The 12,072-nt window shown below is 66.3% G+C and carries 9 protein-coding genes; 3 read left to right on the forward strand and 6 right to left on the reverse strand.

The genetic code is table 11. The features are described from left to right. Positions 1-31: 31 nt before the first annotated feature. On the reverse strand, positions 32-856 hold the full coding sequence (gene map / locus ABID97_RS15670; protein ID WP_354399369.1) for a type I methionyl aminopeptidase: 825 nt from the start codon (positions 854-856) through the stop codon (positions 32-34). 156 nt (positions 857-1,012) lie between these two features. Here map and purL point away from each other — a divergent pair, with 156 nt between their 5' ends. Beyond that, on the forward strand, positions 1,013-5,008 hold the full coding sequence (gene purL, locus ABID97_RS15675) for a phosphoribosylformylglycinamidine synthase (protein ID WP_354401772.1): 3,996 nt from the start codon (positions 1,013-1,015) through the stop codon (positions 5,006-5,008). 70 nt (positions 5,009-5,078) lie between these two features. Here the strand turns inward: purL and ABID97_RS15680 are convergent, their stop codons facing one another. The 5 genes from ABID97_RS15680 to ABID97_RS15700 form a co-directional block, all read right to left on the reverse strand. Next, positions 5,079-5,864 (reverse strand): peptidylprolyl isomerase, encoded by a 786-nt coding sequence (locus tag ABID97_RS15680; protein WP_354399370.1) that lies wholly within the window; start codon positions 5,862-5,864, stop codon positions 5,079-5,081. Between the two features lie 140 nt (positions 5,865-6,004). Beyond that, positions 6,005-6,286: a BolA family protein gene (locus ABID97_RS15685; protein ID WP_354399371.1), complete on the reverse strand. Its 282-nt coding sequence runs from the start codon at positions 6,284-6,286 to the stop codon at positions 6,005-6,007. Next, positions 6,283-6,825: a septation protein A gene (locus ABID97_RS15690; RefSeq protein ID WP_354399372.1), complete on the reverse strand. Its 543-nt coding sequence runs from the start codon at positions 6,823-6,825 to the stop codon at positions 6,283-6,285. Before ABID97_RS15690 ends, ABID97_RS15685 begins: the two co-directional genes overlap by 4 nt. A 21-nt stretch (positions 6,826-6,846) precedes the next feature. Then, positions 6,847-7,257, reverse strand: a complete 411-nt coding sequence (gene msrB, locus ABID97_RS15695; RefSeq protein WP_307700903.1) for a peptide-methionine (R)-S-oxide reductase MsrB — start codon at positions 7,255-7,257, stop codon at positions 6,847-6,849. Continuing rightward, a complete protein-coding gene (locus ABID97_RS15700; protein WP_354399373.1) occupies positions 7,254-8,735 on the reverse strand; it encodes a protein adenylyltransferase SelO in 1,482 nt (493 codons plus the stop codon). Before ABID97_RS15700 ends, msrB begins: the two co-directional genes overlap by 4 nt. A 168-nt stretch (positions 8,736-8,903) precedes the next feature. Between ABID97_RS15700 and ABID97_RS15705 the strand changes: the two genes are divergently transcribed. Together ABID97_RS15705 and ABID97_RS15710 are read left to right on the forward strand one after the other, a co-directional pair. Next, a complete protein-coding gene (locus ABID97_RS15705; protein WP_354399374.1) occupies positions 8,904-10,547 on the forward strand; it encodes a 3-(methylthio)propionyl-CoA ligase in 1,644 nt (547 codons plus the stop codon). 122 nt (positions 10,548-10,669) lie between these two features. After that, positions 10,670-11,899, forward strand: coding sequence for a branched-chain amino acid ABC transporter substrate-binding protein (locus ABID97_RS15710; protein ID WP_354399375.1), 1,230 nt, complete (start codon positions 10,670-10,672; stop codon positions 11,897-11,899). Positions 11,900-12,072: the final 173 nt, after the last annotated feature.

A 12,072-nucleotide genomic window follows, 5' to 3' on the forward strand; every position in this document is an offset into this window, starting at 1 on the left:
GTTGTCCGGGGCCGTGCGCCGCGCGCGCGGCTCACGTTTTCGTGGAAGTGACGAACGAGGGCAGGGGCGGGCTGCCTTCGGACAGCGTGAGCACCTCGTAGCCCGTTTCGGTGACCAGCACCGTGTGCTCCCATTGCGCCGACAGCGAATGGTCGCGGGTCACGATGGTCCAGCCGTCGTACTGGCCGCCCCTGAAGTCTTCCTTCACCTCGCGCTTGCCGGCATTGATCATCGGCTCGATGGTGAAGATCATGCCGGGCTTGAGCTCTTCCAGCGTGCCCGGCCGGCCGTAGTGCAGCACCTGCGGCTCCTCATGGAAGCGCTGGCCCACGCCGTGGCCGCAAAACTCGCGCACCACCGAAAAGCCCTGGCCCTCGGCGAACTTCTGGATCGCGTAGCCCACGTCGCCCAGGTGCGCGCCCGGGCGCACCTGCAGGATGCCGTGCCACATGGCTTCGAAGGTGATGTGGCACAGCCGCTTGGCGGCAATGGAAGCGTCGCCGATGACGTACATGCGGCTGTTGTCGCCGAACCAGCCGTCCTTGATGACGGTCACGTCGACGTTCATGATGTCGCCCTTCTTCAAGGGCTTGTCGTTCGGTATGCCGTGGCACACCACGTGGTTCACCGAGGTGCACAGCGACTTCGGGAAAGGCACGCTGCTCGCGCCCATGTAGCCCACCGTGGCCGAGGTCGTGCCCTGCTTGACCATGTATTCGGCGGCCAGCCGGTCGACATCGTTGGTGGTGATGCCGGGCTTGATGAACGGCGTGAGGTAGTCCAGCACCTCGGAAGCCAGGCGGCAGGCGACCCGCATGGCTTCGATGCCTGCGGCGTCTTTGTAGGTAATGCTCATCCCGGAATTATCCCATTCAGCACGCTAAAATTCCGGGTTAACGCGGATGACCCCAGTCAGCGGCCATCCGCCTCGATTCTTTGATTCCCAACGCGGCCCCCCAGGGCCCCCTCGACCGTGACGCAGCCCGCATCCCAAGCCCTTCCCGTCGTAACCATGTTCGAGGGCGGCAGCGCACTCAGCGATTTCCGCGCGCGGCAGCTGTTGCCCAGGCTGCAGGCCATCGAGCCGCGCATCGAAGGCGTTGCCGCCCGCTTCGTGCACCTGGTGGTCACCGACGCCGCCTTGGGCGCCGCCGATCACGACCGCTTCGCCGCACTCCTGACCTACGGCGAGCCCTTCGAGGCCCTGGCCAAGGCCGGCACTTCCGTGGTCGTCACCCCCCGCCTGGGCACGGTGTCGCCCTGGGCCTCCAAAGCCACCGACATCGCCCACAACTGCGGACTGGCGCTGCGCCGCGTCGAGCGCGTCACGCAATACCACCTGAAGCTCAAGTCGCCCCTGATCGGCAAGGCACCGGTGCTCGAAGGTGACGTGCTGGCCGCCGTGGCCGGCCCGCTGCACGACCGCATGACCGAATCGGTGCTCGCCACCGTGGACCAGGCCGCGAGCCTGTTCAGCGAACTGCCGGCACAACCCATGGCGCTGGTCGACGTGCAGGGCGGCGGCCGGGATGCGCTGGTGGCGGCCAACTCCGGTTTCGGCCTGGCGCTGGCCGAAGACGAGATCGACTACCTCGTCGACGCCTTCACCCGCCTGGGCCGCAATCCCAGCGACGTCGAGCTGATGATGTTCGCGCAGGCCAACAGCGAGCACTGTCGCCACAAGATCTTCAACGCCCAGTTCACCATTGACGGCGTGGCGCAGCCGCAGAGCCTGTTCTCGATGATCCGCCACACGGAAAAGCAGAACCCGCAGCACACGGTCATCGCCTATGCGGACAACGCCTCGGTGATGGAGGGCACGACCATCGAGCGCTTTGTCGCCCGGACGGATGCGCAAAGCTATCAAAAAGATAGCGCCCTGAGCCATGTGCTCATGAAGGTGGAAACGCACAACCACCCGACCGCCATCTCGCCGTTTCCCGGCGCCTCCACCGGCGCGGGCGGCGAGATCCGCGACGAAGGCGCCACCGGCCGCGGCTCCAGGCCCAAGGCCGGCCTGACCGGCTTCACGGTGTCCAGGCTCTGGCCGGAAGAGGGCCACTACGGCAAGCCCGAGCACATTGCGAGCCCGCTGCAGATCATGACCGAGGGCCCGCTGGGCGGCGCCGCGTTCAACAACGAATTCGGCCGGCCCAACCTGCTCGGCTACTTCCGCGAGTACGAGCAGACGGTCGCGAGCGACATCGACACCGTGCAGCGCGGCTATCACAAGCCCATCATGATCGCGGGCGGCCTCGGCAGCATCGACGCCACGCAGACCAAGAAAATCCAGTTCCCGGCCGGCTCGCTGCTCATCCAGCTCGGCGGCCCCGGCATGCGCATCGGCATGGGCGGCAGCGCCGCGAGCTCGATGGCGACCGGCGCCAACGCGGCCGAGCTCGACTTCGACTCGGTGCAGCGCGGCAACCCCGAGATCGAGCGGCGCGCGCAGGAGGTCATCAACCACTGCTGGCAGCAGGGCGCGGCCAACCCGATCCTCGCGATCCACGACGTGGGCGCGGGCGGCCTGAGCAATGCCTTCCCGGAGCTGACCAACGACGCCGGCCGCGGCGCGCGCTTCGACCTGCGCGCGGTGCCGCTCGAAGAGTCGGGCATGGCGCCAAAGGAAATCTGGTGCAACGAAAGCCAGGAGCGCTACGTGCTGGCCATCGCGCCGGAATCGCTCGAACAGTTCAAGGCCTTCTGCGAGCGCGAGCGCTGCCCGTTCTCGGTGGTGGGCGTGGCGACCGAAGAGCGCCAGTTGCTGGTGGCCGATGAAGGCGCCGCAGTGCAGCCTGTGGACATGCCCATGGACGTGCTGCTCGGCAAGCCGCCCAAGATGCACCGCGACGTGAAGACCGTGGCGCGCAGCTTCAAGCCGCTCGACCTCACGGGCGTCGACCTGCAGAAGGCCGCCATCGACGTGCTCTCGCACCCGACCGTGGCCTCCAAGCGCTTCCTGATCACCATCGGGGACCGCACCGTGGGCGGCCTGAGCCATCGCGACCAGATGGTCGGCCCATGGCAGGTGCCCGTGGCCGATTGCGCCGTCACGCTGGCCGACTTCAAGGGCTTTGCCGGCGAGGCGATGAGCATGGGCGAGCGCACGCCGCTGGCCGCGCTCGACGCCCCGGCTTCGGGCCGCATGGCGGTGGCCGAGGCCATCACCAACCTGCTGGCCGCACCGATCGAGCTTTCGCGCGTCAAGCTGTCGGCCAACTGGATGGCCGCCTGCGGCGAACCGGGCGAAGACGCCGCGCTCTATGAAACCGTCAAGGCCGTGGGCCTGGAACTGTGCCCGGCGCTGGGCGTGTCGATTCCGGTCGGCAAGGATTCGCTGTCGATGCGCACCCAGTGGAAGGACAACGGCGAAGCCAGGAAGGTCACGTCGCCCGTGAGCCTGATCGTCACCGCCTTCGCGACGCTGGCCGACGTGCGCGGCACGCTCACGCCGCAGCTCGATGCGCAAGAGGCCGACACCACGCTCGTGCTCGTCGACCTGGGCCGCGGCCAGCACCGCATGGCGGGCAGCATCCTGGCGCAGACGCTGAACCAGAGCGGCGACAGGGTGCCCGACCTCGACGACCCAGCGCAGCTCGTGGCGCTGGTCAACGCCGTCAATGCATTGCGCGCGGACGGCAAGATCCTCGCCATGCATGACCGCAGCGACGGCGGCCTGTTCGCCACCGCCTGCGAAATGGCCTTTGCGGGCCATGTGGGCGTGGCCCTGAACGTCGACATGCTGGTGACCGAAGGCGACGGCATCTCCGACAGCCGCATGGAAACCGGCGACGCGAAGAACTGGGCGCAGCAGGTCAGCGCCCGGCGCGAGGAGCTCACGCTCAAGGCGCTGTTCAACGAAGAACTCGGCATGGTGCTGCAGGTGCGCACCGCCGAGCGCAACGAGGTGATGCAGGTGCTGCGCGCCCACGGCCTCAGCGCGCACAGCCACTTCGTCGGCAAGACGCGTCCTGCAAGCTCCACCATGGACGCCGGCAAGGGCAAGCTCGAGGTCTGGCGCGATGCCAGGTCGGTGTTCAGCGCCACGCTGCACGACCTGCACCAGGTGTGGGACTCGGTCAGCTGGAAGATTGCCCGCGAACGCGACAACCCGGCCTGCGCCGATGCCGAGCACGCCGCGGCCGGCGAGCCGGGCGACCCCGGCATGCACATCTTCCTCCCTCTCCCTCCGGGAGAGGGCAGGGGTGAGGGCCGCGGCATCAACGCCCCCGCCATCCTCCAATCGCGCCCCAAGGTCGCGATCCTGCGCGAGCAGGGCGTCAACTCGCATGTCGAGATGGCCTACGCCTTCACCGAGGCCGGCTTCGAGGCCCACGACGTCCACATGACCGACCTGCAGTCGGGCCGGGCGGACCTCGCCCACTTCAAGGGCGTCGTCGCCTGCGGCGGCTTCAGCTACGGCGACACGCTGGGCGCCGGCATCGGCTGGGCGCGCAGCATCACCTTCAACCCGAAGCTCGCCGAGCAGTTCAAGGCCTTCTTCGGTCGTGAAGACACCTTCGGCCTGGGCGTGTGCAACGGCTGCCAGATGTTCGCCGAGCTGGCCGACATCATTCCGGGCGCCGAGGCCTGGCCGCGCTTCACCACCAACCAGAGCGAACGCTTCGAGGCGCGCCTGTCGATGGTCGAGGTGCTCGAATCGCCGAGCCTCTTCTTTGCGGGCATGGCGGGCACGCGCCTGCCGATCGCGGTGGCGCACGGCGAGGGCTATGCCAACTTCAAGCACCGCGGCGATGCCGCCAAGGCCATTGCCGCCATGCGCTTCGTGGACAACCACGGCAACGCTACCGAGCAATACCCGTTCAACCCGAACGGCAGCGCCGGCGGCCTGACCTCGGTGACCACGCCGGACGGCCGCTTCACCGCGGTGATGCCGCACCCCGAGCGCGTGTTCCGCAACATCCAGATGAGCTGGACCGGCGGCGACAGGAGCGAACCGAGCCCCTGGATGCGCATCTGGCGCAATGCGCGACGCTGGGTGGGCTGAGAGAAAGAACCCGGAACGAAAAAAGCGGCCCGCGGGCCGCTTTTTTTCGTTGGGGCAGGAGGGCCGAGCCTTACTCGACCTTTGCCTTGGCGCGCAGTTCTTCCTGGTACTTCTGCAGGCGCTGCTGCTGCAGCTGCTGCGTGATCTGCGGCTTGACTTCTTCCATCTTGGGAAGCTGGGCCTGGCGGATGTCGTCGACGCGGATGATGTGGTAGCCGAACTGCGTCTTGATGGGCGCAGGGGTGGTTTCGCCCTTCTTGAGCTTGATCATCGCTTCGGAGAACTCGGGCACGAAGCTCGCGGGGTTGGCCCAGTCGAGGTCGCCGCCGTTGGCGCCCGATCCCGGGTCCTTGCTCTGCTTCTTGGCGATGTCCTCGAACTTGGCGCCCTTCTTCAGGTCGGCCATGATCTTCTTGGCCTGGTCTTCGGTCTCGACCAGGATGTGGCGGGCCTTGTATTCCTTGCCGCCATTGGCCGCCACGAACTTGTCGTACTCGGCCTTCACGTCGGCGTCCGACACCGCATTGGTCTTGCGGTAATTCTCGAACAGCGCGCGGATCAGGATGGCCTGGCGGGCGAGCTCGAGCTGGTTCTTGTAGTCGTCGGTCGCGTCCAGGCCTTGCTTCTGCGCTTCCTGCATGAAGACTTCGCGCGCGACGATCTCGTCGCGCAGCTGGCCCTGCATTTCCGGCGTCACCGGCCGGCCGGCCGCCGCCAGCTGTTGCGCCAGCACGTCCATGCGCGCCTTGGGCACGGGCTTGCCGTTGACGATGGCCGCGTTCTGCGCCATGGCCGCCACGGGAATCGCACCGAGCAGCGCCGCGGCCGCAACGGCCTGCAAGATTTGTTTTTTCATGGAATGGATATCAGGCTGGAGGGAAATGCGCGTATGGAAGAGGCGCGTGGAAGAAAGCGAAGGAAAAGAAGATGGGGAGGGGGCCGCCGCGGCCCGGCCACGAAGGCGGGCGGATGGCGGCATGCAACTGATCGTACGATTCAGAGCACCTCGATGGCGATGGCGTGCAGACCCTGCGCGATAAAAACTTGGAGGGCATCATACACAAGGCGATGGCGCGCCACGCGGGGCTTCCCTTCGAACAGTGGGGAAGCCACGCGAACCCGGAAGTGCGTGCCGCGGCCTTCGGCGTTGGCGCCCGCATGGCCGGCATGGGCGCTGCTCTCGTCGATCACTTCCAGCACGCTGGGCCGGAGCGCCTCGCGCAGCGCCGCTTCGAGGTCGCGCGCGGTGGGCAAGGGGTGGTTCGCTGCGACGCTCATGCGGCCGGCTTGTCGTCGCCCTTGAGGTGCGGCGAGATGTAGAGCCCCTGCGCCACCAGGAACACGATGGGAAACACATAGCCCCAGAGCTTGAAATTGACCCAGGCCTCGGTGGTGAAGTACGCCGCCACGTAGCCGTTGACGATGGCCATGAAGAGGCAGTAGCCGATCCACGCCACGTTCAGGCGGCCCCACACGCGGTCGGGCAGCTGCAGCTGCGAGCCCAGCAGCATCTTCAGGAAGTTCTTCTTCAGCGCCCAGAGCGCCACCGCGAGGGCAATGGCCATGGCGCCGTAGAGCACCGTGGGCTTCCACTTGATGAAGCGGTCGTCGTGCAGCACCAGCGTGAGCGTGCCGAACAAGAGGATCAGCACCAGCGTGGCTTTCTGCATGGGCTGCAGCTTGCGCTCCATGGCGTAGATGATGCCCATCTGCACCGCGGTGGCGGCCATGAGCACGCCGGTGGCGGTGTAGATGTCGCCCAGCTTGTAGGCGCCGAAGAACAGCAGGATCGGGAAGAAGTCGAGGATCAGTTTCATGCGCTGGAGAGGGCGGGTTGGTTATTTCTTCTGGAAGTCCAGCGAAGCGGAGTTCATGCAATAGCGCAGGCCGGTCTCGGTGGGGCCGTCGGGGAACACGTGGCCCAGGTGGGCGCCGCAGTTCGCGCAGACGTTTTCGGTGCGCACCATGCCGTGCGAGCGGTCGACGATGTTCCGGATGGCGCCGGGCACGGCTTCTTCCGAGAAGCTCGGCCAGCCGCAGCCGGCGTCGAACTTGGTCGAGGCCTCGAACAGCTTGGCGCCGCAGCAGATGCAATGGTAGGTGCCGTCTTCCCAGTGCGCCTCGTACTTGCCGGTGAAGGGTCGCTCGGTGGCCGCATGGCGTGTGACTTCGAAGGCCGCGGGCTCTGCGCCTTTTTCAGCGAGCAGGGCTTTCCATTCGGCGTCGGTTTTCTGTACGGGAGTGGTCATGATGAGCAGCTGATTTCGATCGTGGAGGCCCAGTCGGGCGGGAACCCGGCATAGGCATCGGCGCCGGGATGTTCTTCAGATGGGGTTTGGAGCAGGGTCAGCAAGGTTGCCACGCCCGAGAAGTCCTTCTGGCCAGCCGCTTCGATGGCTTGCTGGCCCAGGTGGTTCCTCAACACGTATTTCGGATTCGACCGGAGCATCAGGTCCGCGGCCTCGGAGCGCGGAGCCTTTGCGTGCCGCTCCGAAAATAATAGCATCCAGGCGTCGAAGCCGGCGCGGTCGAGGAACAGGTCGCGCACCGGTTCGGCGCTGCCGCCTGCCATGTGCTGCGAAAGGCGGCGCCAGAAGATCGTGTAGTCGACCTTTTCGGCGGCCAGGAGCTTGAGCACGCCTTCGATGAGCGCACGATCGCCCTCGGCCGGTGCCGCCAGGCCGAGCTTGGCGCGCATGCGGCCCTCGAACTCGCCCGGGAACACCGTCTTGTAAGACTCCAGCGCCGCCACCGCGACCTCCTGGTCGCCGATCAGCGGCAGCAGCGCCTGCGCCAGGCAGAACAGGTTCCAGTAGGCCACGTTGGGCTGCTGGTTGAAGGCATAGCGCCCGCTGGTGTCGCTGTGATTGCAGATGTGGCGCGGATCGAACCCGTCCAGGAACTGGAACGGCCCGTAGTCGATGGTGAGCCCGAGGATGCTCATGTTGTCGGTGTTCATCACGCCATGGCAGAAGCCCACCGCCTGCCACCGGGCGAGCAGGGCGGCGGTGCGCTCGCTCACGGCTTCCAGGAAGGCCGCATAGGCGTTGCCGCCGAAGCGCTCGGTGGTGCGGCAGGCCGGGTAGTAGCGGTCGATCACGTAATCGGCCAGCGCGCGCAGTTCGGCCTCCCGCTGGTTGGCCGCAAAGTGCTCGAAATGGCCGAAGCGCACGAAGCTGGGCGCCACGCGGGTCACCACGGCTGCGCTTTCCGGTACTTCGCGGTACACGCGCGCATCGGAGCCGGTGACGCAGAGCGCGCGGGTGGTCGGTATGCCGAGCCCGTGCATGGCTTCGCTGCAGAGAAATTCGCGGATGCTCGAACGCAGCACCGCACGGCCGTCGCCGCCGCGCGAGTAGGGTGTGCGGCCCGCGCCCTTGAGCTGCACCTCGAGCCCGCCCGCCGTTTCGCCGAGCATGATGGCGCGACCGTCGCCGAGCTGGCCCGCCCAGACGCCGAACTGGTGCCCGCTGTACACGGTGGCAAAGGGCCGGGTTCCCGCAACGGGCAGGTTGCCGGTCAGGGCGGCCAGCGTGCTGTCCGACTCGCGCCAGCCGGCCGGAAGGCCCAATTCGCGCGCGACGGCCTCGCTGTGGCCCACCCAGTAGGGATCGGGCAGCGGCGTGGGGCGTAGTTCGGTGAGAAACGCGGGGCCCAGCGCCAGGTACCCGGGTTTCCATTGCAGTCCCAGGTCGGCGGCGACCGTGTCTTCGGCAAGCAAGCTCATGCCGACATTGTCCGGCAGAGCGCGTAACCCCTTGCGGCGCGGGCCATCGCGCCCGCGGGAAGGTTCAGTGCGTGCGGGTTTTTGTCATTGTGCGAATGGCCGAAGATTGCGTGAATCCGTTGTCCGCAAAGTTTTAGCAGCCATTTCACAAATGACAGGAGCCTCCCGATGCTGGGTTTGATGCAAGACCAACCGCTTTTGATCTCGTCGCTGATCGAGTTCGCCGAGCGCCACCATGGCGACGCCGAAATCGTCTCGCGCCGGGTCGAGGGCGATATCCACCGGAGCACCTGGAGCAAGATCGCGTCGCGCGCCCGCCAGGTGGCCAATGCGCTGGACGGCGAGCAGTTGCTGTTCAGCGACCGCATCGCCACCCTGGCCTGGAACGGCTACCGCCACCTGGAGCTGTACTACGGCGTGAGCGGCACGGGCCGGGTGCTCCACACCATCAATCCGCGCCTGCACCCGGACCAGATCGCATGGATCGCCAACCATGCCGAAGACCAGATCCTGTGCTTCGACCTGAGCTTTCTTCCGCTGGTGCAGGCGGTGCATGCCAGGTGCACCACCGTCCGGAAGTGGGTTGCGCTGTGCGATGCCGACAAGCTGCCGGCCGACAGCGGCATTCCCGGTCTCGTGAGCTACGAAGACTGGATGAGCGGGCAATCGACCGACTACGACTGGCCCACTTTCGACGAGAACTCCGCGTCGAGCATGTGCTACACGAGCGGCACCACCGGCAATCCCAAGGCGGCCCTCTACAGCCACCGCTCCACGCTGCTGCACGCCTATGCCGCGGCCCTGCCCGACGTGATGCGGATCTCGGCGCGCGATTCGGTGCTGCCCGTGGTGCCGATGTTCCACGTCAACGCCTGGGGCATTCCCTATTCGGCCGCCCTGGTCGGCGCGAAGATCGTGTTCCCCGGCCCGGCGCTCGACGGCAAGTCGGTGTTCGAACTCATCGAGGCCGAAGGCGTGACCTTCGCGGCCGGCGTGCCCACCGTGTGGCAGATGATGCTGGGCCACATGCAGGCCAACGAGCTGAAGTTCTCCACGCTCGACCGCACCGTCATCGGCGGCTCGGCCTGCCCGCCGGCCATGATCCGCGCGTTCCAGGACATCTACAAGGTCGAGGTGCTGCATGCCTGGGGCATGACCGAGATGAGCCCGCTCGGCACGCTGTGCACGCTCAAGAACAAGCACCTGGCCATGCCGCCCGACGCGCAGCTCGCCATCCGCCTCAAGCAGGGCCGCGCGATCTTCGGCGTCGACATGAAGATCATCGACGGCAACGGCAACGAACTGCCCTGGGACGGCAAGGCCTATGGCGACCTGCTGGTCAAGGGGCCCTGGGTCGTGAAGGAATACTTCAAGGGCGAGGGCGGCGATCCGCTCGTTGCCGACGGGCAGGGACGCGGCTGGTTCCCCACCGGGGACGTCGCCACCATCGACCCCGACGGCTACCTGCAGATCACCGACCGCAGCAAGGACGTGATCAAGTCCGGCGGCGAATGGATCAGTTCGATCGAGATCGAGAACATCGCCGTCGCGCATCCTGGCATCGCCATGGCCGCGTGCATCGGCGTGGCGCATCCCAAGTGGGACGAGCGGCCGATCGTCGTCGCGACGAAAAAGCCCAATGCCGAGGTCACGCGCGAAGAGCTGCTCAAGTTCTACGAAGGCAAGACAGCCAAGTGGCAGATACCCGACGACGTGGTCTTCGTCGAGGCCATTCCGCTCGGCGCCACCGGGAAGATCCTCAAGACCCGGCTGCGCGAGCTTCTGAAGGACTACCAGCTGCCCACCGCATAGCCGCTGTCGCGCAGGCGATAGCCAGGCCGTCCCGGCGGCCTCGCTTGCGGGCATTCCCTGTGCGGCGAAGAAAAAGGCGCTTGTACGCTGCGAGCTCGGCCCCTCACCCCTGGAGACTCTTCATGCCTCGTGCTATCAAGTCAGTAGCTTTTTGCGCCATGCTGCTCAGCGCCGCAGCCTCCTTCGCCCAGAAGGGCGAGACCGTCAAGGTCGCCTGGCTCGATCCGCTGTCCGGCCTGATGGCCGCGGTGGGGACCAACCAGCTCAAGACCACGCAGTTCATGGTCGAGGAGTTCAACAAGAAGAACATCTCTGGCGTGAAGTTCGAGCTCATCGCCATCGACAACAAGCTGAGCCCGCAGGAAACCACCAGCGCGTTGCGCTCGGCCATGGACCAGGGCGCGCGCTACGTGATGCAGGGCAACGGCTCCGGCCCGGCCCTTGCCATCATCGATGCGCTCGAGAAGCACAACGCCCGCAACCCGGGCAAGGAGCTGGTCTACATCAACTATGCGGCGGTCGACCCCGACCTCACCAACAGCAAGTGCAGCTACTGGCACTTCCGCCTCGATGCCGACACCTCCATGAAGATGGAGGCGCTGACCACCTTCATGAAGGACCAGCCCGAGATCAAGAAGGTCTACATCCTCGGCCAGAACTACGCCCACGGCCAGCAGGTCTCCAAGTACGCCAAGCAGAACCTGAAGGACAAGCGCCCCGACATCGAGATCGTCGGCGACGACCTGCATCCGCTCGCGCAGGTGCGCGACTTCGCTCCCTACATCGCCAAGATCAAGGCCTCGGGCGCCGACTCGGTCATCACCGGCAACTGGGGTTCCGACCTCGCGCTGCTCATCAAGTCGGCCAACGACTCGGGCCTGAACGTCAAGTTCTACACCTACTACGCCTACGGCACCGGCGCCCCCACGGCCATGGGCTCGGGCGCCGACGGCCGCGTGTTCGTGGTCGGCTACGGCCACTACAACATGGGCGGCGACATCCAGCGGATCATGGGCGAGTACAAGAAGAAGATGAACGACGACATGGTGCAGACGTCGATCTATCACGCCTTCGCGATGCTCGACACCGCCTTCGACAGGGCCCGCTCGACCGACCCCGTGAAGGTGGCCGCCACGATGGAAGGCATGAAGTTCAAGAGCTTCAACGGCGAGATCGAGATGCGCAAGGCGGACCACCAGCTGCAGCAAGGCCTCTGGATCACCAAGTGGCAGAAGGCCGGCGGCAAATACCCCTACGACGCGGAGAACACGGGCTACACGATGGCGCCGGTGAAGTTCTACGAATCGTATGTGGCAAGCACGCCCACCAGCTGCCAGATGAAGCGCCCGTAAGGTATTTTGCAAACGCATTTCCTACCCGTGGGTAGCACCGGCACGACCACGGCGGCCACGCGGGGAAATGCAGTGTCGCCTTCGCGATAGAAACGGCCCTTGCAGCCGGCCTCTTACGGGCATTCCCTGAGGGGAGGGGCTGCAAACGCTTGTACTCTCGTGCGGCCTTTTGA

Source organism: Variovorax sp. OAS795, from assembly GCF_040546685.1.
In the GTDB taxonomy this organism is placed as follows: domain Bacteria; phylum Pseudomonadota; class Gammaproteobacteria; order Burkholderiales; family Burkholderiaceae_C; genus Variovorax.

Coding starts and splice junctions, on each gene's coding strand:
- ABID97_RS15690 (WP_354399372.1), bottom strand. CDS start 6,825: ATGAAACTGATCCTCGACTTCTTCCCGATCCTGCTGTTCTTCGGCGCC.
- msrB (WP_307700903.1), bottom strand. CDS start 7,257: ATGACCACTCCCGTACAGAAAACCGACGCCGAATGGAAAGCCCTGCTC.
- purL (WP_354401772.1), top strand. CDS start 1,013: ATGTTCGAGGGCGGCAGCGCACTCAGCGATTTCCGCGCGCGGCAGCTG.
- ABID97_RS15680 (WP_354399370.1), bottom strand. CDS start 5,864: ATGAAAAAACAAATCTTGCAGGCCGTTGCGGCCGCGGCGCTGCTCGGT.
- ABID97_RS15685 (WP_354399371.1), bottom strand. CDS start 6,286: ATGAGCGTCGCAGCGAACCACCCCTTGCCCACCGCGCGCGACCTCGAA.
- map (WP_354399369.1), bottom strand. CDS start 856: ATGAGCATTACCTACAAAGACGCCGCAGGCATCGAAGCCATGCGGGTC.
- ABID97_RS15710 (WP_354399375.1), top strand. CDS start 10,670: ATGCCTCGTGCTATCAAGTCAGTAGCTTTTTGCGCCATGCTGCTCAGC.
- ABID97_RS15700 (WP_354399373.1), bottom strand. CDS start 8,735: ATGAGCTTGCTTGCCGAAGACACGGTCGCCGCCGACCTGGGACTGCAA.
- ABID97_RS15705 (WP_354399374.1), top strand. CDS start 8,904: ATGCTGGGTTTGATGCAAGACCAACCGCTTTTGATCTCGTCGCTGATC.